The organism is Klebsiella sp. WOUb02 (assembly GCF_050058015.1).
In the GTDB taxonomy this organism is placed as follows: Bacteria; Pseudomonadota; Gammaproteobacteria; order Enterobacterales; family Enterobacteriaceae; genus Klebsiella.
In genome coordinates this window covers 1,018,731-1,043,407 of record NZ_CP170110.1, presented here as the reverse complement: position 1 = coordinate 1,043,407, position 24,677 = coordinate 1,018,731, and the positions used below count along the sequence as shown (strand labels likewise).

The following is a 24,677-nucleotide window of genomic DNA, read 5'->3' as shown; positions in this document are numbered from 1 at the left end:
AGGAAATTACTTCAAGCGCGGCGAATCTAGTCTGCCTATGTCCGGGGTCGTTAAGGTATAATGCGCGTCTCAAGGGGAGAGGGATAATGACGCGGAAAAACAAAGTAACGATGAACGATATCGCCCGTACGGCGGGCGTTTCACAGGCAACGGTATCGTTGGTCCTTAATCAATCCCGGAATATCAAGCTGAGCGAGGAGACCCGCCAGCGGGTGATCGCCGTCGCCACGGAGCTCGGCTACGACCGCCTGCCGGCGATTCACGCTCCGCGCAATCAGGAAGAGGTGGCGCTGCTGGTCAGCACCCTGCAAAGTTATGACCCCTTTATCGACGCGATCAGCCAAGCGCGAGAGGCGGCCTGGCGCAATGAAGTGCTGCTGACCGTCTATGATTACGCCGACGACGTCGAGCTGGCGATTAATATTATCCGTCAGCCTGGAGCAGCGTAACTGTATCGGCATTATTCTCGCCTCCCCGGTGACCACGCTTACGGATATGACCGATTTTCAGGACTGTACCCGCCTGCCGCTGGTGCTGCTCAACCAGCGCGACCCGGACTCGCCGCTGCTGCCTTCGTTTGTCCCCGACGACTACGCCAACGCGTTTCAGGTGACCCGCCATCTGATCTCTATGGGCGCGCGACGCATCGCGCACATCACCGGTGAAAGCTGGATGGAGGCGACCCGCCAGCGGCTGGCGGGATATCAGGCGGCGCTGGAGCAGGCCGGACAGACGTACGATGCGGGCCTGGTGCGCCAGACCAACTGGCAGTTCAGCGAGTCCTTTACCGCCACCTGCTCTCTGCTGGAGCAGCCGGATCGCCCGGACGCCATCTTCTGCGCCAGCGACTGGCTGGCAATCGGCTGCTATCAGGCGCTGGCGGTCAACGGCGTCAGGCTGCCGCAGGATATCTTGCTGGCGGGATACGACGATCAGAAAATATCGGAGCAGCTCACCCCGCCGCTTACCAGTATTCAGCTGCCATATAGCGAATTAGGGCGGCTGGCGGTGGAGTATCTGTGCAATCAGGAGGATGCGGCAACGCATGTCATGCTGGCCGGCCGGCTAAAAGTCAGATCCTCCAGCAGCCGGGAATAACCCCTCCCGACATCACGTCAGAGGCGACAGCGCGTCGGGATATATGTAACTATTCCCGCTAATTATTCCCGCTAATTTTTCGTTCTGGTACGGCTGCCATGCTTTCGGTTCCTTTTCCGCTTATTACCTTATCCGCCCTGCTTATTTTGCTGGCAACGGCGCTGTTTGCGCAAAAACAGCGTCAACGCCAGCTGGCGAAAACCCGGATATGCGTGAACCTGCATACAGATAAGTAAAGCCGGTAATACAAGAAACCCTTTTCTGAATATCATGATGACTCCTGCAATGCTGAATTGAGGCCCATTTATAGATGAGCCGCGGCATCAGCGCGTCCCGAAACGCGATCGAGGTCGTGAATTTGCGCATTTGCGGCGCTATTCGTCATCCGCAGGGTGCCGCGCCCCTCTGCAATTTCGTTCTGCATGACGCAGCGGGTCAGGAGCATCAGGCCTGGCAGGGTTATTTCCCTGCAGATCAAAAGTATGTTGTAACTAATAAGGCGGGATAAATAACCCGGCAAGCGCCGGGTCAAATTTGAATTAGCAGAGCGGTTTCACCGCCGCGCGCATTCCGCTGAGCAGTATGGCGTCAAGGTCGAGGGTCACCTGCTCCACCAGACCGGGAATCTGGCTCAAGTCCTGCTGCCAGTGCGCCTCAACCGACAGCACCGCCTTCACCAGCTCGCTGGTACTCAGCCTGCGCGTCCCGATGCGCGGACCACAGCGCCCGATAGCGCGCCATCCATTCGGCATCGTCCTGCAGCGGATAATTCTCCTCGCCGCGCTCCCCGCGATAAAACGCGATTAAGGCCGCCAGCGCAAAGGTCAGCCGGGCCGCCAGTTTACCGTTTTTCGCCTGCCCCGTCAGCAGCTGCGGCAGAATGCGGGTGCGGTATTTCGTCATGCCGTTAAGCGCAATCGACAGCAGCTGATGCTTAATATAGGGATTGCGGAAGCGCCCGGTCACCGCGCTGGCGAAAGTCTCCAGCTCTTCGCGCGGTAAATCCAGCTGCGGAATAATTTCCTCATAAATGGCCTTTTCGACGAAAGAGCAGATCTGGCGATCGTTCATGGCTTCGCCGACGGTATCCAGCCCGGCCAGGAAGGCAACCGGCACCAGCGCGGTGTGCGCGCCGTTGAGAATCGCCACTTTACGCTCTTTGTAAGGCTTAATATCGTCGACAATCATGACGTTCAGCGGCAGCTTATCGAGGCGCAGCTCCGCGGCCAGCGATTGAGGCCCCTGAATAACGAAGAGATAGAAATGTTCGGCGGTGTCCAGGAAGGCGTCTTTATAGCCGAGCTGCTGCTCGATCTGCCGCGCCTCATCGCGCGGATAGCCGGTAACGATACGGTCCACCAGCGTCGAGCAGAAGGTATTCGCCTCTTCCAGCCAGGCGCAGAAAGCGTCCGGCAGCGCCCACTCTTTAGCGTAGCGCAGCACCAGTTCGCGCAGGGCCTCGCCGTTATAGTCGATAAGCTCGCAGGGAATAATCACCCAGCCTTTATCGCTGGCGCCGGAGAAGCAGTTGTAGCGCTCAAACAGCAGGCGAGTCAGCTTAGCCGGATAGCTCACCGCCGGGGCATCATCAAAACGGTCTCCCGCGTGGTAGCTAATTCCCGCTTCGGTGGTATTCGAAAACACAAAACGGATATCCGGATTATGCGCCAGGCGCAGGTATTCGGCGTAGTCCGCATAGACGCTGATTTCCCGGGTGACGCTGCGGATTATTCGCGCATCGCTAACCGCTTCGCCCTGCTCGTTGAGCCCGCGAATAATGGTGGTATAGAGACCATCCTGCACGCTCAGCGACGGCGGGAATTCGCTCGCAATCGGACGCACGATGACGACGCCGGCATTCAGGTCGGTGTGCTCATTAAGCAGATCGATCTGCCAGTCGATAAAGGCGCGTAAGAAGTTGCCTTCGCCGAACTGAATAATGCGTTCAGGATACTGCGCGCCGGGAAAATCGCGACGATTTAGTGTTTTCACAAGGAGTCCCCTCATAGAGTAGTCATACAACCTGCGTAATTGGTGTAATAACTTATCAGCTTTCTCTACGACTAAAACCCCGTTTTGATCAAACCATCGGCGGTTATTGCAGGAACTTATAGAACAGCGAGGTGGCGGTCATCGTACCGTCCGGCATCAGCGCATAGCACGGAATTTCCCCGGCTTTCTCCCAGCCGCACTGCACGTAGAAGCGCTCAGCGCCGCTGCCCGTCGCGGTATCCAGCACCAGCACGGACTTGCCCTGGTCGCGGGCGACTTTCTCCAGATAGTTCATCAGCGCGTTGGCCAACCCCTGGCGCCTGGCATTTTGGTGAACCAAAAGTTTGGCCACGTCCGCGCGATGGGGCTGGTTTTCCGGCTGGCTGACAATAAGCTGGACGGTACCGACCATCTGATGACGTTCATTTTCCGCCACTATCACGATGCGCTCTCCGGCGGCAACGCTCTGCGCGGTACGCCGCCAGAAGTCGCTGGCGGTTTGCGGTGAGAATGGGAGCATAAAGCTGACCGACGCTCCGCCGTTCACGCAGCTGGTCAAAATGTCGCTTAGCGGCTGAAGCTGGTCGAGGATTTCTTCACGCGAGAGCGTGCGCAGGGAAAAGGATGTGGCCATAATAAGTTCCTTAAAATTGACCACATCACTATGTTTTTAACCTAAATTTAACACAAGCAAAATCACTATCGTATTTTCATATTACCGCTTTCACGCCAGCCCGGGGGTACAAACGCGATTGCGCCCCGCCTTCTTGGCGCTCACCAGATAGTCGTCGGCGGCCATCAGCAGCTGATTAAAGAGCTCGGTTATCCGCTCGCTCCCCACCTGACGGGACTCCAGCCCCATGCTCACGGTCAGGCGGATCTGATTCTGCCCCCAGACAAAGGTTTGCGCCTCAACGCCCTGACGGATTTTCTCCGCCAGCGCCTGACTCTCCTGCAGCGATGAGCTCAGGGTCGCCACGGCGAACTCCTCCCCGCCGATGCGCGCCACCATTCCCTGCTCGCCCGCCAGCTGACGCACCTGTTGCGCAAACTGCGTCAGGACGCAATCGCCGCACTCGTGCCCCCAACTGTCGTTAACCCGCTTAAAGCCGTCAATATCCAGCACCATCACGGTCAACAGCTGCCCTTCTGCCAGCGGCTGACGCTTCAGCGCCTCGCCGAGTCCGGAACGCGAGTAAACGCGGGTCTGGAAATCAAAATCGGCGCGCAGCGCCAGCTGTTTCACCAGATTATTAATCGCTTCTACGCTCGAGGCGACGATCACCGGGCTAATCAGCATCGCGGCGATGCCCAGACGGGTGGAGAAGAGCTGCCACGGCTGCATCCGGGCGTCGGGAGAGAGATGAATCAGCGAGTTGGCCACCAGCAGAATTTCGCTAATGCCGGTAAGAAACGTCAGCAGGCAGGTCAGCGGCAGCGGATAGCGAATGGCGCACCAGATCAGCGCCGGCAGCGGGAAGGTGATGCTCCCTGCTCCGCCGACGCTCACCCCGAGAATAATCGACAGTACCAGCGCGATAACCGGCAGCAGCTGGCGAAAACGAAAGACGCCGAGAGCGGAAGGCAGCGTCAGCGTCAGAATAAACGGCAGGATCAGCACCGCGGTGGAGAACTGCTCGCTAAACCAATCCGCCAGCTGGGGAATAAAGGTGGCGCGCTCGACGTCCACCGATCCCAGCGCGCCGACGGCCGCGCACAGCAGCGCCGCCAGCAGGCAGTAGCAAAACAGACTTAGCGCATTAATCGGCCCCGGCATAGAATCAGCCCGGCGTTTATCCCACAGCACCAGCTGCGCCAGGGTCACAATAAAGACAATATTGGAGAAATTAATCAGCAGCGAGGCAAAGCCCATTCCCCAGCGCGAGGTTAAACCGTCATAAACCAGCATTGCGGCAAAACAAACCGCATAAAAATAGCTGCGATTTAGCCAGACGTAACGCGCGAAGATCCCCGCCATCACGGCATTCAGCGGCCAGAAAAACGAGAGTTCCTGCACCAGGCGCAGCATCGCGCCAAAGAAATGAAGCAGCAGCGTTAACGTGAATAACACCAGCGCATCGCGCACGGGCTGCTCCTCACGAAACAGCGTGAATGACCGAATCGACAGTGAAGACATTCAGTAATTATCCGTCTAATTGTTTCAGGCAATTATTATGTTAATAATTAGTTAGCGGATTATCATAGCATGAGAATATTTATCAGGCATACCTATGGCTGATTGTTGCTCACTATTAATGGCCGGCGGAATTCATCTGCAGCACCAGCCAATGGTGAATAACCTGCACGACGTAGCGCTGCTCGTCGGCGCTCAGCGCCCGGCCGCGGGGGATCGCGTGCCACTTTTCGAGGCAGCCGCGGCAGCAGGTGGCGGTGGCGTGCTGGGCGATAAATACCGGATGACCGCGCATCGGGGTTTGCTTACCGTCATTGGGAATAACCGCCGGCGCCAGGCGACGGGCAATAAAATCCGCCGCGTGCTGGTCAATGGTCTCCGCCCCTTTATCGATACAGTATTGCCGCTCTTTCATCCCCAGCCGAAAACGGGAACGAAACGCCGAACGCTGCAGGCGGCTAAATAAACCGTTCATGGCATCCATCAGAATATCGACCTTCCCACCTGTTGCGTGAGTCTTTCCAGCAGCGCAATCCCGGCCAGCGAATTCCCGGCCTGGTCCAGCTCCGGACTCCATACCGCAATAGCCATCTCCTGGGGAACGATCGCCACGATCCCCCCGCCAACGCCCGATTTTGCCGGCAGCCCGACGCGCCAGGCAAACTCCCCGGCGTTTTGATACATCCCGCTGGTCATCATCAGGGCATTCACCTGACGCGACTGAATCGGCGCAATCACCGGCGTATTGAGATGCGGGGCGATGCCGCGATCGGCGAGAAACAGAAAGGTCCGCGCCAGCTCAACGCAACTCATCTCCAGCGAACAGTAGTGGAAATAGTTGTGCAGCACGGTGGCGACGTCGTTATGGAAATTGCCGAAGGACTTCATCAGCCAGGCAATCGCCGCATTGCGCGCCGAGTGTTCAAACTCAGAGCGCGCCACCAGCGGATCGTAGGCAATATCCGCCACGCCGCTCAGGCGTCGGACAATTTCCAGCATCCGCTGGCGCGGCGCGCTGAGGCGGCTTTGCAGCATATCGCACACCACCAACGCCCCGGCGTTAATAAAGGGATTTCGCGGTTTCCCCTGCTCGATTTCCAGCTGCAGCAGCGAGTTAAACGGCTGGCCGGAGGGATCTTTCCCCACCCGCTGCCAGATCTCGTCCTCCTGATAGTGGTTCATCGCCACCACCAGGCTGAGCACTTTAGAGATGGACTGAATGGAAAAACGTTCATGGGCGTCACCGGCAAAATAGTGCTGCCCGTCAACCGTGCAGATCGCGATGCCAAGCTTGTTGCCGCTCACCCGGGCCAGCGCCGGAATGTAGTCCGCCACCTTGCCGCGCCCAATCAGCGGCCTGATTTCTGCCAGAATCGCATCCAGCATTGCATTATTAATGACCGTCGCCACGCCCGGCTCCTTGCCCACATCTCAATTCGGGCTGCGAGTATAGCAGAGCGCGGCGACGGGCGTCAGGCGCTAACGTCGATTAGCGACGGTCTTTCCATACCGTCTGCACGTTACAGAACTCATGCAGCCCAAAGTGCGAGAGCTCACGGCCGAAGCCGCTTTTTTTCACGCCGCCAAAGGCTACCCGCGCATCGCTGGCGCTATAGCCGTTGATAAAGACTCCGCCGCACTCCAGCTGGCGGGAGAAGCGGTCGGCCTCTTCGACGCTGGCGGTAAAAACGGTGGCCGACAGGCCAAACTCGCTGTCGTTAGCCAGCTCCAGAGCGTGCGCGGCGTCGCGAGCCACGGTGATGGTGGCGACCGGGCCGAACAGCTCCCTGGCGGAAACCGGTCATTTCCGCGGTCACGTTACCCAGCACCGTCGGCGCATAGTAGTTGCCGGCGCCGGCAACCTTTTCGCCGCCGAGCAGCAGGGTCGCCCCTTCCGCCAGCGTCGCCGCCACCTGCTGATGAAGCTCGTCGCGCAGATCGAAGCGCGCCATTGGCCCCAGATAGTTGGCCTCATCGCGCGGGTCGCCCATTTTCAACGCCTCAACGGCGGCAACGAATTTTTTGCTGAACGCATCGGCAATTCCGGCTTCGACGATAAAGCGCTTCGCTGCCGCACATACCTGTCCGGTGTTCTGATAGCGCCCGATGACCGCCGCCTTCACCGCCTCGTCGAGGCTGGCGTCGTTGAGCACGATAAACGGATCCGATCCTCCCAGCTCAAGGACGCATTTCTTCAGCGCGGCGCCGGTCTGGGCGCCAATCGCCTTCCCGGCGCGCACGCTACCGGTTACCGTCACCGCGGCAATTCGCGGATCGTTAATGGTCTGCGACACACCGTCATTGGTGGCGTTAACCCAGCCAAATACGCCGGCCGGCAGCCCGGCCTGAGCGAAGATGTCGCCGATCAGCGCCGCGCTGCCCATCACGTTTGGCGCATGCTTGAGCAGATAGCTGTTGCCCGCCAGCAGGATCGGGACCGCGCCGCGCAGCACCTGCCACAGGGGAAAGTTCCACGGCATAATCGCCAGAATGGCGCCCAGCGGACGGTATTCGATAACCGCTTTATTATCTTCGACCTGGGTGGCTTCGGTTTCCAGCATCGCCGGACCGTGCCCGGCATACCAGTCGCAGAGATTGGCCGATTTGGTCACTTCGCCGCGGGCCTGGGCAATCGGCTTACCCATCTCCAGGCTTATCATCTGCGCCATCTCCTCCGCCCGGCTGCGCAGAACGCTGCCGACCTGACGCAGCGCCTCGGCGCGCTGGGCCACGCTCACGGTGCGCCAGCGGCGATAGCCCTGCTCGGCGAGAGCAATAGCCGCATCGACCTCCTGTTCCGTAGACCAGGGCAGAGACGACACAATTTCACCGGTGGTCGGATTGACGGAAACCGCATGCGTGGCAGATAAATTCATCGTTATTCTCTCTGTGTTGATGGCGAATGTTGATTGCGAACTGACCTCATTCTGGCTTACGCTCCCATTCATTGAAAATGAATAATATTAAGCAACCTGTTCACAAAAGAAGAATACTATGGACCTGACCCAGCTTGAGATGTTTAACGCCGTCGCCGCCGCCGGCAGCATTACCCAGGCCGCTCAGAAGGTGCACCGCGTCCCTTCCAACCTCACCACCCGCATTCGCCAGCTGGAGGCCGACCTCGGCGTTGAGCTGTTTATCCGCGAGAACCAGCGCCTGCGCCTCTCTCCTGCCGGCCATAGCTTTCTGCGCTACAGCCAGCAGATCCTGGCGCTGGTCGACGAGGCGCGAATGGTGGTTGCCGGCGATGAGCCGCAGGGGCTATTTTCGCTGGGGTCGCTGGAGAGTACCGCCGCGGTAAGGATCCCCTCGGCGCTGGCACTCTATAACCAGCGCTATCCGAAAATCCATCTGGCGCTCTCGACCGGCCCTTCCGGCAATATGATTGACGGCGTGCTCGAAGGCATCCTGAGCGCGGCATTTATCGACGGCCCGCTGGTGCACCCCGGCCTTGAAGGCCTGCCGGTATTCCCGGAAGAGATGATGATCGTCGCCCCCGTGGGCCACGCGCCGATTACGCGCGCCAGCGAGGTGAACGGCGTCAACGTCTACGCGTTTCGCGCCAACTGCTCCTATCGGCGCCATTTTGAAAGCTGGTTCCACGCCGATCGCGCTACGCCCGGGCGGATCCATGAGATGGAGTCCTATCACGGCATGCTGGCGTGCGTGATTGCCGGCGCCGGGCTGGCGCTGATCCCGCGCAGTATGCTGGAGAGTATGCCCGGCCATCAGCAGGTTTCCGCATGGCCGCTGGCCGAAGAGTGGCGCTGGCTAACCACCTGGCTGGTGTGGCGGCGCGGGGCGAAAACCCGCCAGCTGGAGGCGTTTATAGCGCTGCTGAACGAAGATCGGCAACGAGCAGTTTCTCCATAAACAGGCTCAGCGGATCGGGCTGATAAGGGGCAAAGGGGCTGCGCGTTTGAGAGCCGCTGCGGGTATAGAGCCTGATCGCCGCCTGCTGATAGATGCCGGTCTCAAGACGCACGGTGTGGCAGTCGCGGCGGCGGGCCTCTTCTTCCAGCGCCTGCAGCAGCTTTTCACCCAGCATCTGCCCGCGATGGCCGGGGTCGATAAACACCCGCTTCATTTCGCCAAAGCCATCGTCGCCAAGGACGATCGCTCCGCAGCCCACCGCCCGCTGGTTTTCATCCCGGATAAGCAGCACGATAACCGACTCCGCCCGTAGCTGGCTCAGGTCGACGAGGTGGTTACTCTCCGCCGGATAGAGTGATTCCTGGAAAGCGTCCAGCTGGGCAATAAGGGCGGTGAGATCGGGATGGGATAGCGTGGTCGGGGCGATGGTGTACATAGGCGAGCTCCTTTTTTGAGCCACTGTAGCGCAGCGCGTACAGCCGTTTCTCATAGCATTAACTTATACCTCCGGCATCCTCTTGCGCTAACCAATTGAGCCGCAGTAATTTTATGCCATGACGGTTGATATCAGGAACGGACCATGAATAGCAAAGCGCGCAAGGTGATGATCATCGGCGCAGGCAACGTCGGCACCTCGGCGGCCTATGCATTATTAAACCAGAATATCTGCGAAGAGCTGATCCTCGTCGATCTCGATAAAACGCGGGCCCAGGCGCACGCGCAGGACCTTAGCGACGCCGCCGCCTATATGCCGGGAATGATGACCATTTCAGTACGCGATGCCAGCGACTGCGCCGATGTGGATATCGCGGTGATCACCGTCTCCGGCGGCGCGCTGAAAGAGGGAGAGAGTCGGCTGGACGAGCTGACCCGTACGGCGAAAATCGTCCGCAGCATTGTCCCGCGGATGATGGCTAACGGTTTCAACGGTATCTTCCTGATTGCCACCAACCCCTGCGATATTATTACCTGGCAGGTGTGGCAGCTTTCCGGCCTGCCGCGCGGCCAGGTGATCGGTACCGGCGTCTGGCTGGATACCACCCGCCTGCGCCGGGTTCTGGCACAGGAGCTGGATATTGGCGCCCAGAGTATCGATGCTTTTATTCTCGGTGAACATGGCGATACCCAGTTTCCGGTGTGGTCCCACTCGTCGGTGTACGGCTCGCCGATTGCCGAGGTTTACCAAAAACATACCGGTAAGGTGCTGGACCGTCAGCAAATCGCCGACCGGGTGCGCAAACTCGGGTTTGAGATCTATGCCGGTAAAGGCTGCACCGAATATGGCGTCGCCGGAACCATCGCCGAGATTTGTCGCAATATCTTTACCGGTAGCCACCGCGCGCTGGCCATCTCCTGCATTCTCGATGGCGAGTACGGCATTCGCGGCGCAGCGGTCGGCGTACCGGCCGTGCTGGCGCAAAACGGCGTGCAGCAGATTATAGAATTGCAGCTGGCGCCGGAGGAAAGCGAGAAGTTCCTTCATTCGGTGGCGGTGATTAAAGCCAATATCGCCCGCCTCGAATAAGGTATGGCCTGGCGTCGGACAAACTCGGAGCCAGGCCAGCCGCCACAAGACGTGACAGCCCCTTTCACAGGATTACGCTAGCGCAGGCCTATTTTGCCAATCAGGTAGGTGACCGCCTGGCCGCCGATCAGCACCCTATCTCCCTGCCACTGGCAGCGCAGATCGCCGCCGCGGGCCGATACCTGACGCGCCAGCATCTGCGTTTTGCCGAGCTTCTCGCCCCAGTATGGGATTAGCATGCTATGGGCCGAGCCGGTAACCGGATCTTCGGCAACGCCTTCGCCAGGACAGAAGAAACGGCTGACAAAATCGTACTCCTCATCCGCCGCGCTGATACAGACCATCTTGCCGAGCGTCTGGAGCTGGCGCATATCCGGACGGACAGCTTCAACCTGCTGACGGTCGGCCAGCACCACCAGGTAGTCGCGCCCGACCCGCACGTCCAGCGCGTCGCTAATTCCCAGTCCGGCAAACAGCCCGGCGGGCGGGACGGCAACTTCCGTCGTCGACCACGCCGGGAAGTCGAGGGTCAGCCAGTCGCCGCTGCGCGTCACCCGCAGTTCGCCAACAAAGCGGGTGCTGAAAACGATAGTGGCGCTGGGATAGTCAAGATATTCAAAAATAACGTGCGAGGCCGCCAGCGTGGCATGGCCGCAGAGGTTTATCTCATACTGGGTGGTAAACCAGCGCAGCTCATAGCCTGCATCGGTACGCACGAAGAAGGCGGTCTCCGACTGATTGTGCTGCTGCGCCATTTTGAGCAGCGTCTCGTCCGGCAGCCACTCGGTGAGCGGGCATACCGCCGCGGCGTTACCGCCAAAGTTGCGATCGCTGAAAGCGTCCACCAGATAAAAATCAATTTCCTGCATCGCTGTGTTCCTTTTTTTTACTTACCCTCAACATGACATAAAAGCGCGATATGCACACGATCTATATAAAAATTAATCTGTTAGCGTTTTTATCTGCGCGACGGGATAATGAGACTCAGATCACAAAATGATTGTATTTTCAGCAGCAATCGTTTTAAGATCGCCCTCTCTTCTTCCTCTAATCATCACTCAGTTCAAAACCTATGATTACAAACACGGTTTCACGCAAGGTCGCGTGGCTTCGGGTAGTCACGCTGGCGATCGCCGCTTTTATCTTTAATACCACCGAATTCGCGCCGGTCGGCCTGCTGTCGGATATCGCCGACAGCTTCGGCATGGAAACCGCCCAGGTCGGCATGATGCTGACTATTTACGCGTGGGTTGTGGCCCTGATGTCGCTGCCGTTTATGCTGCTCACCAGCCAGATGGAGCGCCGCCGCCTGCTGATCGGCCTGTTTATTCTGTTTATCGCCAGCCACGTGCTGTCGTTTTTTGCGTGGAACTTTAACGTGCTGGTGATCAGCCGTATCGGTATCGCCTTTGCTCACGCGGTGTTCTGGTCCATTACCTCGGCGCTGGCAATCCGCATGGCGCCACCGGGAAAACGCGCCCAGGCGCTGAGCCTGATCGCCACCGGCACCGCGCTGGCGATGGTCTTCGGTATCCCCATCGGCCGTATCGTTGGCCAGTATTTCGGCTGGCGCACGACCTTCCTGGTCATCGGTATTGGCGCGCTGGTGACGCTGGTGTGTCTCTACAAGCTGCTGCCGAAGCTGCCCAGCGAGCACTCCGGTTCGCTGAAAAGCCTGCCGCTGCTGTTTCGCCGCCCGGCGCTGCTCAGCATCTATCTGCTGACCGTTATCGTGGTGACCGCGCACTATACCGCCTACAGCTACATCGAGCCGTTTGTACAGACGGTGGCCGGGATGAGCGGTAATTTCGCCACCGTGCTGCTGCTGGTGCTCGGCGGCGCGGGGATCATCGGCAGCGTGCTGTTCGGCAAAATGGGCAATCAGCACGCTTCGGGCCTGATTAATGTCGCGATTGGCCTGCTGCTGGCCTGCCTGCTGCTGCTGCTGCCGGCATCGCAAAATGCCAACCACCTGATGCTGCTGAGCATCTTCTGGGGCGTGGCGATTATGATTATCGGCCTGGGAATGCAGGTTAAGGTGCTGGCGCTGGCGCCGGACGCGACCGACGTGGCGATGTCGCTGTTCTCGGGGATCTTTAATATAGGCATCGGCGCCGGCGCGCTGGTCGGCAGCCAGGTGAGCACCCATCTGTCAATGGCCTCTATCGGCTACGTCGGCGCCATTCCGGCGCTGGTGGCGCTGGTCTGGGCGGTGATGATTTTCCGCCGCTGGCCGGTGTCGCTGGAAGAAAGGCCGCACCACTCCTGATAGCCAGAATAAAAAAGCCGGGCAGCGCGACGCTGTCCGGCTTTTTTTTATCCATTGCCCCATCAGACATGATAGGTGGTAATGATCTCCAGCACCCCGTTAATAATAAACTGCACGCCCATACACACCAGCAGGAAGCCCATCAGGCGGGAGATCGCCTCGGTGCCGCCCTTGCCGACCAGGCGCATAATCGCCCCGGAGCTGCGCAGGCTGGCCCACAGAATCAGCGCCACCAGCGCGAAGGTAATCGGCGGCGCCGCCAGCACCACCCACTCCGGAAACTCAACGCCGTGCTTCACCGTCGACGCCGTACTGATGATCATCGCGATAGTACCCGGCCCGGCGGTACTCGGCATGGCCAGCGGGACAAAGGCGATATTGGCCGTCGGCTCGTCCTGCAGCTCTTCCGATTTCATCTTGGCTTCCACCGAGTCATGGGCCTTCTGCTGCGGAAACAGCATCCGGAAACCAATAAAGGCGACGATCAGCCCGCCGGCAATACGCAGACCGGGTATCGAAATGCCGAAGGTGTTCATCACCACCTGGCCGGCATACCACGCCACCGCCAGAATGATAAAGACATATACCGAGGCCATCAGCGATTGTCGGTTACGCTCGGCGCTGTTCATGTTGCCCACCAGCCCGAGGAACAGAGCGACGGTCGTGAGCGGGTTTGCCAGCGGCAAAATCACCACCAGCCCCAGACTTATCGCTTTAAAAAGCTCCATCATAATTAATTAAGCCCCTGTTAATATTGAACAATTAAAAATTTAACTCTCTGAGTATAACGTTGGTTGTCGCTATCATACCAGCGCCGATATTTTATCCGCGGCCCCTGTGCAAAGGTGCTTTAGCAAATTGTGTCATCGCCGAATCCATCAGGTTGACTTATTGTTGCCTGGGCAATAATATCCACAGCAATTAAATAATTGCCTGGGCAACCATTGTGAAAAGCACGAGTGACCTGTTTAACGAAATGATCCCCCTCGGTCGCTTGATCCAGATGGTTAACCAGAAAAAAGATCGCCTGCTCAACGAGTACCTCTCACCGATGGATATCACTTCCACCCAGTTCCGGGTGCTCTGTTCCATTCGTTGCGAAGTATGCATTACCCCCGTTGAGCTGAAAACCGTGCTCTCGGTCGACCCAGGCGCAATGACGCGCATGCTCGACCGCCTGGTCTGTAAAGGCTGGATTGAACGGTTACCCAACCCCACTGACAAACGCGGCGTGCTGGTGCAGCTAACGTCAGACGGCGCGGCGCTATGTGAGCAATGTCATCAGGTTGTGGGTCAGAAATTGCACCAGGAGTTAACAAAAAATCTGTCGGCGGACGAAGTGGTCACCCTTGAGTATTTACTCAAGAAAGTCCTGCCGTAATAAGAAGAGGTAAGATGATGTCCAGACGCAATAACGACGCCATCACTATCCATAGTATTTTGTCGTGGATCGAAGATAACCTGGAATCACCGCTGTCGCTGGAGAAAGTGTCTGAGCGCTCAGGTTACTCTAAATGGCACCTGCAAAGAATGTTCAAGAAAGAGACCGGTCACTCCTTAGGTCAGTACATCCGCAGCCGCAAGCTGACCGAGATCGCGTAGAAGCTCAAGCAGAGCAACGAGCCGATCCTCTACCTGGCGGAGCGCTACGGTTTTGAATCCCAGCAAACGCTGACCCGAACCTTTAAAAACTATTTCGACGTTCCGCCGCATAAATATCGCATGACAAATATGCCGGGTGAATCCCGCTATCTGATGCCGCTAAACAACTGTTGTTAATCGCCTGCAAAAAGACGTATTGAGGAAATCATGAAACTATTCGCTTCCCCCGCCCTTGTGCTGGTCGCACTGGCCTCTGGCCAGAGCTACGCGGAGCAAACCACTACTCCGGTTCGTCATAACCACCGCGATGCGATGATAATGCCTGCCGAACATAACGATTCGCCGTTTGATTTCAATCATATGGCTGCCGGTAGCGACAAGTCAGATGAGCTGGGCGTGCCCTACTACAACTGACCGCGCAACGCTGCTTTCTTAGCCCCGATTGCGGGGCTTTTTTTTATCCTCGCGCCGCGCCGAGGCGAATGCGCCGCAGACCGAAAATGTTAATATAGAGCCCGGCCATAATCAGCACCGCCCCGGTAAGCTGCAGCCCGCTCAGGGTTTCGCCAAGCAGCAGCGCGGCGCTGGCCATCCCGACCACCGGCACCAGCAGCGACAGCGGTGCCACCCGCCAGGTCTCATAGCGCCCGAGCAGCGAGCCCCAAATCCCATAGCCGACAATCGTGGCGATAAACGCCAGATAGAGCAGCGAAAGCACGGTCAGCAGATCGATCTGCAGCAGGCTGGCGGCCATTTTTTGCGGGCCATCGAGCAGGAAAGAGGCCAGCAAAAACGGCAGTACCGGGATCAGCGCGCTCCACACCACCAGAGACATGATCTGCGGTTTCTCCGCGCGGGACATGATTTTTTTATTGAAGATATTGCCGCAGGCCCAGCTCAGCGCCGCCGCGAGGGTCAGCATAAATCCGACCGCCGGCACGTGCTGCGGGCCGAGGCTCGCTTCGACCAGCACCAGCACGCCGAAAATCGCCAGCGCGATGCCGGCCATCTGCTTGCCCTGCAGACGTTCGCCGAAGGTAAACGCGCCGAGGATAATAGTAAAGAACGCCTGCGCCTGCAGCACCAGCGAGGCCAGTCCGGCGGGCATACCGAGGCCGATGGCGCAGAACAGAAAGGCGAACTGCCCAAAGCTGATCGTCAGGCCGTAGCCCAGCAGCAGGCGCAGGGGAATTTTAGGCCGCGCCACGAACAGCAGCGCCGGGAAGGCGACCAGTAAAAAACGCAGCCCCGCCAGCATCAGCGGCGGCATATTGTGCAGCCCGAGCTTAATCACCACAAAATTAAGCCCCCAAACGACCACCACCAGCAGCGCCAGCAGTCCGTCTTTACGTGTCATACCCCATCCCGTGCATTGCGCGAATTTTTATTAATGAAATCAAAGTAACGAAAAAATCATCATCCGGATAGATCATTATTTTTAGCAGGGTCCGGATCCCCCTTTTGGCCATGTGGAATGCTATACAAGCCTAAGAGACCATGTTATTTGTGAAAAGCACCACAAAAAAATAACATTTATCAGGCAAGGAAAAAATGATACCGACCCTCAGGCGCTCAACGATAGCGCTGCTGGCCTCATCGCTGCTGCTCACCATCGGCCGCGGCGCGACGCTTCCTTTTATGACCATCTTTCTTACCCGCCAGTATCAGCTGGAGGTAGATAAAATCGGCTATGCCATGTCTATCGCCCTGACGGTCGGGGTGGTGTTCAGCATGGGATTCGGCATTCTGGCCGATAAGTTCGATAAAAAGCGCTATATGCTGATTGCCGTGACGGCATTTATCTGCGGCTTTGTGGCGATCCCGCTGGTGAACAGCGTCCCTCTGGTGGTGTTTTTCTTCGCCCTGATCAACTGCGCCTATTCCGTCTTCTCCACCGTGCTAAAGGCGTGGTTTGCCGACGTTCTGTCGCCGGAAAAAAAGGCGCGGATCTTCTCGCTCAACTATACCTTTCTCAATATCGGCTGGACCGTCGGCCCCCCGCTTGGCACCCTGCTGGTGATGCACAGCATTAACCTGCCGTTCTGGCTGGCCGCGGCCTGCGCCGCCTTTCCGCTGGTGTTTATCCAGATCTTCGTCCAGCGGACCTCGGCGGCGATCGCTGCGGATAGCGCCAGCCAGTGGTCGCCCTCGGTACTACTGCGCGATCGGGCCTTAATGTGGTTTACGCTCTCCGCGCTGCTGGCGTCGTTTGTCGGCGGCTCCTTCGCCTCCTGTATTTCCCAGTACGTGCTGGTGGTCGCCGACAGCGACTTTGCTGAAAAAGTGGTGGCGGTGGTTTTACCGGTTAACGCCGCGGTGGTGGTGGCGCTGCAGTATGCCGTCGGGCGCAGGCTGAACGCGCGTAATATCCGCCCGCTGATGACCTTCGGTACGCTATGCTTTGTCATCGGGCTGGGCGGGTTTCTTCTTTCCGGCGGCAGCCTGCTGCTGTGGGGGGCGTCGGCGGCGATTTTTACCCTTGGAGAGGTTATTTATGCGCCAGGGGAATATATGCTGATCGACAACATTGCGCCGGCGGGCATGAAGGCCAGCTATTTTTCCGCCCAGTCGCTCGGCTGGCTTGGCGCGGCGTTTAATCCGATGATCACCGGGGCGATTCTGACCCATATGCCGCACTGGTCGCTGTTTGTGGTGCTGATGGCGGCGATAATCGCCGCGTGGCTGATGATTTTCCGCGGTATGAACAATCCCCCGCGACAAAAAGGTTATCCGGTCGCCAGCGCCTGAAGCCCGCCGTCATGGGGCTGTCGGGTCGGTGTCGGGTTACTGTCGGGAGAGGATCGTGGCGGCCAACGACGGAAACCATCACGCTGCATCTCAGGTTTCACCCGGAGATAGAGATGATGAACAGCATTAATCAGGTTAAACAGTTACGTCTGCAGCGCGCATGGTCTCAGGAGCAGCTGGCCGAACTGGCCGGCGTCAGCGTGCGCACCATTCAGCGCATCGAAAACGGCGACCGCCCGGGCCTGGAAACGCTCAGCGCCCTCGCCGCCGTATTTGAGGTCAACGTAGCGGATCTGAGCGGCGACGCCCCCGTCGGGCACGAAGAGTCGCTCAATTTACGCATTGAGGAGGCCAAAGCGCGGGTCCATCAGGAGAGCCGCTTCTTCCGCTCGCTGTCGGTGGCGGTGGTGGTTTGCGTTCTGCTGGCGGTACTCAACCGGGTCACCGGCCCCGAAAACTACTGGTCGGCGTGGGTCGCCGCGATCTGGGGCGCGCTGCTGCTGGTCAGAGCGGCCCGGCTGTTTGTCTTCGGCGGATTGACCCGCAGTCTGGCGCCAGGCGCGGCTGCAGCGATTGTTGCGCAAGTAGACTCCGTTCAGCGCGACGCCCGGCGCCGCGCTGAACGGTTATTACGGCTTAGATGGCCACCATTGCGCGAACGCCCTCGGCTTCCATATCCGCGCCCTTGCCCTGCTGAATAATCGCCCCCCGCGACATCACCAGATAGCGGTCGGCAAGGGCGGCGGCAAAATCATAGAACTGCTCAACCAGCAGGATCGCCATATCGCCGCGGTTCGCCAGCTGGCGGATGACTTCGCCGATCTCCTTAATTACCGAAGGCTGAATACCTTCCGTCGGCTCATCGAGGAGCAGCAACTGCGGCCGGCTCGCCAGCGCCCGGCCAATCGCCAGCTGCTGCTGCTGTCCGCCGGAGAGGTCGCCCCCGCGCCGCTGCTTCATCGTGTTTAACACCGGAAACAGCTGATAGATCTCCTCCGGAACCTGCCGGGCGTCGCGGGCGGCAAAGCGCGAAAGGCCCATCAGCAGGTTCTCCTCAACGGTAAGGCGGGGAAAAATCTCCCGCCCCTGCGGGACATAGGCGATCCCCGCCTGCACGCGCTGATGGGGCCTGCGCGCCGTGATGGGCTTATCCTGCCATATCACCTCGCCGCTACGCGCCGGGACCAGCCCCATCAGGCACTTCAGCAGCGTGGTTTTACCGACGCCGTTGCGCCCGAGCAGGCAGGTAATCTCCCCCGGCCGGGCGGCAAAATCGACGCCGCGCAGAATATGGCTGCCGCCGTAGTATTGATGTAACTGGTTAACCTGCAGCATCGGCGCTCCTTAGCGTCCAAGATAAACGTCAATCACCTGTTCGTTGGCCTGCACCTCGCGCAGCGAGCCTTCCGCCAGCACCTGCCCCTGATGCAGAACGGTCACCCGGTCGGCAATCGTTTCAACAAAGCCCATATCATGCTCGACCACCATCAGCGAATGCGCCCCGGCCAGAGTGCGAAACAGCTCGGCGGTGTATTCGGTTTCGGCGTCGGTCATGCCGGCGGCGGGCTCATCCAGCAGCAGCAGATGCGGCTCCTGCACCAGCAGCATGCCGATCTCAAGGAACTGCTTCTGTCCATGCGACAGCAGCCCCGCCTGCCGGCCGCGTTCGGCGTCCAGACGCAGCAGGCGCAGGGTATCGCTGATGCGGTCCTCCTGCTCCGAGTTCAGCCGCCCGCGCAGGCTGGCCCACACCGATTTATCGCTTTTCAGCGCCAGCTCAAGATTTTCAGCCACCGTCAGCGCTTCAAAGACCGTCGGCTTTTGAAACTTGCGCCCAATCCCCTGACGGGCAATGGCGATCGGGTCAAGGGACATCAGGTCGATGGACTGATCGTACAGCGCCCTACCGCTCTGCGGCCGGGTTTTGCCGGTAATCACGTCCATCAGGGTGGTTTTCCCGGCGCCGTTGGGCCCGATAATACAGCGCAGTTCGCCAACGCCAATCTGCAGCGAGAGGTCGGTCAGCGCCTGGAAGCCGTCAAAATTGACGTTAATCTTTTCCAGCTGCAGCACCGGATCGCTTTGCTCACGAAAGCGATCCGTCGGCTGCTGGCGGGTAAACAGGCCTTCATCCGGTTGCATCAGCGATCTCCTTTACGCAGCAGGCCAATCACCCCACGCGGCAAAAAGAGCGTGACGATGATAAAAATCAGTCCGAGGAACAGACTGCCAGTACTCCGGGATCGCCATCGTGAAGTAGCTTTTCGCGCCGTTGACCAGCCCCGCGCCCAGCACCGGGCCGACTAAGGTTCCGCGGCCGCCAAGCGCCACCCAGATAGCGGCCTCAATCGAGTTGGTCGGCGACATTTCGCCAGGGTTAATAATCCCTACCTGCGGGACGTACAGCGCCCCCGCCAGCCCGCACAGCACGGCGGAAAGCGTCCACACCAGCAGCTTAAAGCCGCGCGGGTCGTAGCCGCAGAACATCAGCCGGTTTTCGGCGTCGCGCACCGCCGTCAGAATGCGTCCAAACTTGCTGGTGGCGAGGCGAAAGCCTATCCACAGCGTTAACAGCAGCAGCAGTACCGTCGCCATAAACAGCGCCGCACGGGTGCCGGTGGCGGTGACGGAAAAGCCGAGCAGCGTGGTGAAACCGGTAAAACCGTTGTTGCCGCCGAAGCCGGTCTCGTTGCGGAAAAAGAGCAGCATGCCGGCGTAGGTCAGCGCCTGGGTCATTATCGAAAAGTAGACCCCTTTGATTTTGGAGCGAAAGGCAAACCAGCCGAAAACCAGCGCCAGCAGCCCGGGAACCAGCACCACCAGCAGCATCGCCCAGGCAAAGTGCTGGGTTCCCCACCAGAACCACGGCAGCTCGGTCCACGACAGGAATGACATAAACGCCGGCAGACCGTCGCCGGCCGCCTGACGCATCAGATACATGCCCATCGCGTAGCCGCCCAGCGCAAAGAAGATGCCGTGGCCCAGCGACAGCATGCCGGCGTAGCCCCACACCAGATCCAGGGCCACCGCGACAACGGCATAGCAGAGGATCTTACCGGTCAGGGTCAGCAGCCACTCGGGCACCGCCAGCGGATGCGACTGCGGCAACAGCGCCAGAAACGGCATGCTCAGCAGCGTCAGGATTACCAGCACTCCAAGCCACTGCAGCGGCCGGGGCGCTTTGCGCGCAAGTTGTAAGGTCATCGGTTGGCTCATCAGTCAATCACCCTGCCTTTTAACGCGAACAGCCCCTGCGGGCGTTTCTGGATAAACAAAATAATCAGCACCAGGATCAGAATTTTGCCCAGCACCGCTCCCAGTCTGCGGTTCGAGAATTTTGTTAAAGATCCCGAGGCCAAATGCCGCCACCACGCTGCCCGCCAGCTGACCGACGCCGCCGAGCACCACCACCAGAAACGAGTCGATGATATAGCCCTGGCCGAGCTCCGGCCCGACGTTGCCGATCTGCGAGAGCGCGACGCCGCCCAGGCCCGCGATCCCGGAGCCGAGGCCAAACGCCAGCATATCCACCCGCCCGGTCGGCACGCCGCAGCAGGCGGCCATGGCCCGGTTCTGGGTGACCGCCCGCACGTTCATGCCCAGCCGGGTTTTATTCAGAATCAGCCAGGTAAAGAACAGAATGAGGATCACGAAGCCGAGGACCGCCAGCCGGTTCCACGGCAGGATCAGGTTGGGCAGGACCTGCATGCCGCCGGAGAGCCACGCCGGGTTCGCCACCTCGACGTTTTGCGCGCCAAACAGCATCCGCGTCAGTTGGATAAGCATCAGGCTGATGCCCCAGGTCGCCAGCAGCGTTTCCAGCGGGCGTCCGTAGAGATGACGAATAACGGTACGCTCCAGCGCCATGCCGATCCCGGCGGTAACCAGAAAGGCCACCGGCAGCGCAATCAGCGGATAGATCGCCAGCCATTGCGGGGCGAACTGGGACAGCGCCTGCTGCACCAGCCAGCAGTCTGTAGGCGCCGATCATCAACATTTCGCCGTGGGCCATATTGATGACCCCCAGCAGCCCGTAGGTGATCGCCAGCCCCAGCGCCGCCAGCAGCAGCACCGAACCGAGCGACAGCCCCATAAAGGCCTGGCCGAGGATTTCGCCGAGCAGCAGCCGCTGTTTAATCTGGCTCAGGCTTTCGGCCGCCGCGCTGCGTACGCCAGCATCGGGTTCATGCTGCGCGTCGGTAAACGGCGTCAGCAGCGCCTGGGTTTCAGGATCGGAGGAGCGCCCCAGCCGTTCAACCGCCGCCAGCCGCTGCTCGCCGTTTGGGCTGCTCAGCTGCAGGCGAGCAAGCGCCATCTCCAGTCTGCGTTTTGATGCCATCATCCGTTTCTGCCGCCAGCCGCTGTTGCAGCAGCCCGCTCATTGCGGGCGTCGCTTCGCGCTGGAGGATTTTCACCGCCGCCGCCCTTTCGGTGACACTGTCACTCACCAACAGATGGGTGGCCAGCGCGCCGGCGGCCAGATTGCGCAGGCGGTTAGTGAGCCGCACCGGTTTGGCGGTTCCCGAAGATTCCGCCGCCGCCCCCAGCGCCTGCTGATTGCTGAAGGCGTGGCCGCTGCTATCAACCTGCAGCGTTTCCGCCGCTAATGCGCGCAGCAGCGGCAGACGCTGCGCTTGCGGGGCCGCGGCCCACTGCTCAAGCAACCGCGCCTGCTGGCTGCGATTGGCCGTCACAAAATCATCCGCGTCCGCCGCCTGCGCGCGCCACGGCAAAATCATCACCAGCAGCGCGAAGTAGTAACCCATGATGCGCAGCGCGTTCATGATTGCTCTCCTTGTGGCGTTCCGGGTCGCCCGTACGCTCGTTAAAGCACGTTCCACCCGCCCGGGCCGTAGTCCGGGAAGGTGACGCTGAGTGACGCTTAGTTACTGGCGGTTTTTACTGGATGATCGGGTTTCTTATCGTTACCGGCGATCCACGGGCTCCACGGCTGGGCGCGAACCGCATCGTCGGTCTGCCAGACGACGTTGAACTGGCCGTTGCCTTCGATTTCACCGATCATCACCGGCTTATGCAGATGATGGTTGGTCGCATCCATGGTCAAGGTAAAGCCGGACGGCGCTTTAAACGTTTGTCCGGCCATCGCCGCGCGAACCTTATCAACATCGGTCGTGCCGGCCTTGGTCACCGCCTGCGCCCACATATGCAGCCCGACCCAGGTGGCTTCCATCGGATCGTTGGTGACGACGGTATCGGCGTTCGGCAGCTTATGGGCCTTAGCATAGGCGCGGTAGTCGGCCACGAACTGCTTATTGACCGGGTTATCGACCGACTCAAAGTAGTTCCACGCCGCGAGGTTGCCGACCAGCGGTTTGGTATCGATGCCGCGCAGCTCCTCTTCCCCCACCGAGAACGCAACCACCGGAACGTCGGTGGCCTTCACTCCCTGGTTCGCCAGCTCCTTATAGAACGGAACGTTGGAGTCGCCGTTGATGGTTGAAACCACCGCGGTTTTGCCGCCCGCCGAGAATTTCTTAATATTGGCGACGATGGTCTGGTAATCGCTGTAGCCGAACGGGGTGTAGACCTCTTCGATGTCCTTATCCTGAATCCCTTTGGCGTGCAGGAAGGCGCGCAGGATCTTGTTGGTGGTGCGCGGATAGACGTAGTCCGTCCCGAGCAGGAAGAAACGCTTCGCGCCGCCGCCGTCCTCGCTTAACAGGTATTCCACCGCCGGGATAGCCTGCTGGTTTGGCGCCGCGCCGGTATAGAAGACGTTCGGCGACATCTCTTCGCCCTCGTACTGTACCGGGTAGAACAGCAGCCCGTTGAGCTCTTCGAATACCGGTAGCACCGATTTACGCGACACTGAGGTCCAGCAGCCAAAGACCGCCGCAACCTTGTCCTGGGTCAGCAGCTGGCGGGCTTTTTCCGCAAACAGCGGCCAGTTCGAGGCCGGGTCCACTACCACCGGTTCGAGCTTTTTACCCAGCACGCCGCCCTTGGCGTTAATATCGTCGATCGCCATCAGCGCGACGTCTTTTAGCGGCGTTTCGGAGATAGCCATCGTCCCGGAGAGCGAATGCATAATGCCGACCTTAATGGTGTCGACGGCGAAAGCCGGAAAGGTGTAGCCCATGCTGATGACAGAGGCGGAGAGTGCAAAAGCTTTTAATAGTGTTCGACGCTGCATGTTCACTCCTGAATATCGCAAAAACAAAAAATGAATTAACGACTAACCGGAAGTGATAAGGCAAAAAAGATGCCAGGTTGCTGAACAACCTGAAGGCGCGGCGCGCGGCGGGAGCGTAAAAAGAAAGACGCAGCGTTGCCTCAAAATAGTGCAACGCTGCGCTAAGAAGTGTGGTTACCAGACCTGGGCGGCGACCCCGGTGACGAGGCGGACTTTATCCCACTGCTGCGACTCGGTCAGGGAATTCCCCTCTTCGGTCGAGGCGAAGCCGCACTGCGGGCTGAGGCATATCTGCTGTAGAGAAACGTACTGCGCCGCCTCCGCCAGCCGCGCCTTAATCCCTTCAGGATTCTCCAGCTCGCCGTTTTTGGTGGTAATCAGCCCCAGCACCACCTGCTGATGGCCCGGGCGGATAAAGCGCAGCGGCGCAAAGTCGCCGGAGCGGTCGTTATCGTACTCAAGGAAGAACGCATCGACGTTGACGCTGCCAAACAGCACTTCCGCCACCGGCTCGTAGCCGCCTTCGGAGATCCAGGTGGAGCGGAAGTTGCCGCGGCAGACGTGCAGGCCGATGGTTAAATCATCCGGCTTGCCTTCCAGGGCCTGATTGAGCACCCGGGCATAGATCCGCGCCAGCTCGTCCGGATCTTCCCCGCGGTCGCGTACCTGCTGGCGCTGTTGGTCGGAGCACAGGTAGGCCCAGACGGTATCATCCAGCTGCAGATAGCGGCAGCCGGCGTCATAAAACGCGCGAATCGCATCGCGCCAGGTGGTCGCGAGGTCGGCAAAATAGTCGGCGAGATCCGGATAGACGGTTGCATCAATATCTTTACGCCCGCCGCGGAAATGCAGCACGCTCGGGCTGGGAATGGTCATTTTTGGCTGCGCGTTGCCGCTGATGCTCTGCAGAAAGCGAAAATCTTCCAGCATCGGATGTTCGCCAAACGCCAGCTTACCGGTCACCCGGATACCGTGCGCCTTGGTCTGCACGCCGTTGAACTGGATGCCGCGATCCGAATCGTAGCGCTCGACGCCCTGCAGGCCGTCAAAGAAATCAAAGTGCCACCACGCGCGACGAAACTCGCCGTCGGTCACCACGTGCAGGCCGCAGTCACACTGCTGCTGTACCAGTTGACGAATCGCTTCATCTTCCACCCGCCGCAGACTGCCCGCTATCAATGGCGCCTTCGGCAAACTGCTGGCGCGCCAGCTTGATCGCATTCGGACGTAAGAAGCTGCCGACGATATCAGCGCGGAACGGGGCCTGTGAGCGTTGCATGGT

17 protein-coding genes and 8 pseudogenes are annotated in these 24,677 nt (G+C 59.4%); 9 read left to right on the top strand and 16 right to left on the bottom strand.

What is annotated here, in order from left to right; translation table 11 throughout:
* The first annotated feature begins 86 nt into the window (after positions 1 to 86).
* Positions 87 to 1,098 (top strand): annotated as a pseudogene (locus ABOC21_RS11835) (LacI family DNA-binding transcriptional regulator).
* Positions 1,099 to 1,637: 539 nt separating this feature from the next.
* Here the strand turns inward: ABOC21_RS11835 and ABOC21_RS11830 are convergent.
* The 6 genes and pseudogenes from ABOC21_RS11830 to sad all read right to left on the bottom strand — a co-directional run bounded on the left by ABOC21_RS11830 (position 1,638) and on the right by sad (position 8,100).
* A pseudogene (locus ABOC21_RS11830) lies at positions 1,638 to 3,090 on the bottom strand (tagaturonate reductase).
* Between the two features lie 103 nt (positions 3,091 to 3,193).
* A complete protein-coding gene (locus ABOC21_RS11825) occupies positions 3,194 to 3,724 on the bottom strand; it encodes a GNAT family N-acetyltransferase (RefSeq protein WP_426814683.1) in 531 nt (176 codons plus the stop codon).
* A 90-nt stretch (positions 3,725 to 3,814) separates the two neighbouring features.
* A complete protein-coding gene (locus ABOC21_RS11820) occupies positions 3,815 to 5,227 on the bottom strand; it encodes a GGDEF domain-containing protein (RefSeq protein ID WP_426814682.1) in 1,413 nt (470 codons plus the stop codon).
* A gap of 115 nt (positions 5,228 to 5,342) precedes the next feature.
* Positions 5,343 to 5,708, bottom strand: a complete 366-nt coding sequence (locus tag ABOC21_RS11815; RefSeq protein WP_426814681.1) for a DUF4186 domain-containing protein — start codon at positions 5,706 to 5,708, stop codon at positions 5,343 to 5,345.
* On the bottom strand, positions 5,708 to 6,634 hold the full coding sequence (gene glsB, locus ABOC21_RS11810) for a glutaminase B (protein ID WP_426814680.1): 927 nt from the start codon (positions 6,632 to 6,634) through the stop codon (positions 5,708 to 5,710). The genes ABOC21_RS11815 and glsB overlap by 1 nt, the downstream gene beginning before the upstream one ends.
* 79 nt (positions 6,635 to 6,713) lie before the next feature.
* Positions 6,714 to 8,100: pseudogene (sad, locus tag ABOC21_RS11805) on the bottom strand (succinate-semialdehyde dehydrogenase).
* Positions 8,101 to 8,218: 118 nt separating this feature from the next.
* Here sad and ptrR point away from each other — a divergent pair.
* Positions 8,219 to 9,097: a putrescine utilization regulator PtrR gene (ptrR, locus tag ABOC21_RS11800; protein ID WP_426814679.1), complete on the top strand. Its 879-nt coding sequence runs from the start codon at positions 8,219 to 8,221 to the stop codon at positions 9,095 to 9,097.
* On the opposite strand, the gene ABOC21_RS11795 is transcribed toward ptrR, so the two are convergent.
* Entirely contained in the window at positions 9,051 to 9,533 is a 483-nt protein-coding gene (locus ABOC21_RS11795) for a GNAT family N-acetyltransferase (RefSeq protein WP_426814678.1), read from the bottom strand. The two genes, ptrR and ABOC21_RS11795, sit on opposite strands and share 47 nt — an antisense overlap.
* Positions 9,534 to 9,677: 144 nt before the next feature.
* Between ABOC21_RS11795 and ABOC21_RS11790 the strand changes: the two genes are divergently transcribed.
* Positions 9,678 to 10,622, top strand: coding sequence for an L-lactate dehydrogenase (locus ABOC21_RS11790; RefSeq protein ID WP_426814677.1), 945 nt, complete (start codon positions 9,678 to 9,680; stop codon positions 10,620 to 10,622).
* A 77-nt stretch (positions 10,623 to 10,699) separates the two neighbouring features.
* Here the strand turns inward: ABOC21_RS11790 and ABOC21_RS11785 are convergent, their stop codons facing one another.
* Positions 10,700 to 11,491: a PhzF family phenazine biosynthesis protein gene (locus ABOC21_RS11785; RefSeq protein ID WP_426814676.1), complete on the bottom strand. Its 792-nt coding sequence runs from the start codon at positions 11,489 to 11,491 to the stop codon at positions 10,700 to 10,702.
* A gap of 203 nt (positions 11,492 to 11,694) precedes the next feature.
* Between ABOC21_RS11785 and ABOC21_RS11780 the strand changes: the two genes are divergently transcribed.
* Positions 11,695 to 12,891, top strand: coding sequence for a sugar transporter (locus ABOC21_RS11780; protein WP_426814675.1), 1,197 nt, complete (start codon positions 11,695 to 11,697; stop codon positions 12,889 to 12,891).
* Positions 12,892 to 12,953: 62 nt separating this feature from the next.
* On the opposite strand, the gene ABOC21_RS11775 is transcribed toward ABOC21_RS11780, so the two are convergent.
* Positions 12,954 to 13,622: a MarC family NAAT transporter gene (locus tag ABOC21_RS11775; protein ID WP_426814674.1), complete on the bottom strand. Its 669-nt coding sequence runs from the start codon at positions 13,620 to 13,622 to the stop codon at positions 12,954 to 12,956.
* 215 nt (positions 13,623 to 13,837) lie between these two features.
* On the opposite strand from ABOC21_RS11775, the gene marR reads away from it, so the two are divergent.
* The 3 genes and pseudogenes from marR (at position 13,838) to marB (ending at position 14,907) form a co-directional block, all read left to right on the top strand.
* A complete protein-coding gene (gene marR / locus ABOC21_RS11770; protein ID WP_375214821.1) occupies positions 13,838 to 14,272 on the top strand; it encodes a multiple antibiotic resistance transcriptional regulator MarR in 435 nt (144 codons plus the stop codon).
* Between the two features lie 17 nt (positions 14,273 to 14,289).
* Positions 14,290 to 14,670, top strand: a pseudogene (marA, locus tag ABOC21_RS11765) (MDR efflux pump AcrAB transcriptional activator MarA).
* Between the two features lie 30 nt (positions 14,671 to 14,700).
* Positions 14,701 to 14,907 carry a multiple antibiotic resistance protein MarB gene (marB, locus tag ABOC21_RS11760; protein ID WP_426814673.1) on the top strand — a complete coding sequence of 69 codons (207 nt, stop codon included), beginning with the start codon at positions 14,701 to 14,703 and terminating at the stop codon, positions 14,905 to 14,907.
* 43 nt (positions 14,908 to 14,950) lie between these two features.
* On the opposite strand, the gene eamA is transcribed toward marB, so the two are convergent.
* Positions 14,951 to 15,850, bottom strand: coding sequence for an O-acetylserine/cysteine exporter (gene eamA / locus ABOC21_RS11755; RefSeq protein ID WP_426814672.1), 900 nt, complete (start codon positions 15,848 to 15,850; stop codon positions 14,951 to 14,953).
* 194 nt (positions 15,851 to 16,044) lie between these two features.
* Between eamA and ydeE the strand changes: the two genes are divergently transcribed.
* Positions 16,045 to 17,241: an efflux MFS transporter YdeE gene (gene ydeE / locus ABOC21_RS11750; RefSeq protein ID WP_426814671.1), complete on the top strand. Its 1,197-nt coding sequence runs from the start codon at positions 16,045 to 16,047 to the stop codon at positions 17,239 to 17,241.
* A gap of 116 nt (positions 17,242 to 17,357) precedes the next feature.
* Positions 17,358 to 17,829, top strand: a pseudogene (locus ABOC21_RS11745) (helix-turn-helix domain-containing protein).
* A gap of 48 nt (positions 17,830 to 17,877) precedes the next feature.
* Here the strand turns inward: ABOC21_RS11745 and urtE are convergent.
* The 6 genes and pseudogenes from urtE to ABOC21_RS11715 form a co-directional block, all read right to left on the bottom strand.
* Positions 17,878 to 18,576, bottom strand: coding sequence for an urea ABC transporter ATP-binding subunit UrtE (gene urtE, locus ABOC21_RS11740; RefSeq protein WP_426814670.1), 699 nt, complete (start codon positions 18,574 to 18,576; stop codon positions 17,878 to 17,880).
* A 9-nt stretch (positions 18,577 to 18,585) separates the two neighbouring features.
* The gene (urtD, locus tag ABOC21_RS11735) at positions 18,586 to 19,383 is read right to left on the bottom strand and encodes an urea ABC transporter ATP-binding protein UrtD (protein WP_426814669.1); all 798 of its coding nucleotides are present in this window, start codon (positions 19,381 to 19,383) and stop codon (positions 18,586 to 18,588) included.
* Positions 19,383 to 20,457 (bottom strand): annotated as a pseudogene (gene urtC, locus ABOC21_RS11730) (urea ABC transporter permease subunit UrtC). The gene urtD and the pseudogene urtC overlap by 1 nt, the downstream one beginning before the upstream one ends.
* Positions 20,457 to 22,025 (bottom strand): annotated as a pseudogene (urtB, locus tag ABOC21_RS11725) (urea ABC transporter permease subunit UrtB). Before urtB ends, urtC begins: the two co-directional pseudogenes overlap by 1 nt.
* 98 nt (positions 22,026 to 22,123) lie before the next feature.
* A complete protein-coding gene (urtA, locus tag ABOC21_RS11720) occupies positions 22,124 to 23,395 on the bottom strand; it encodes an urea ABC transporter substrate-binding protein (protein WP_426814668.1) in 1,272 nt (423 codons plus the stop codon).
* A gap of 174 nt (positions 23,396 to 23,569) precedes the next feature.
* Positions 23,570 to 24,674 (bottom strand): annotated as a pseudogene (locus tag ABOC21_RS11715) (cobalamin-independent methionine synthase II family protein).
* Positions 24,675 to 24,677 lie beyond the last annotated feature (3 nt).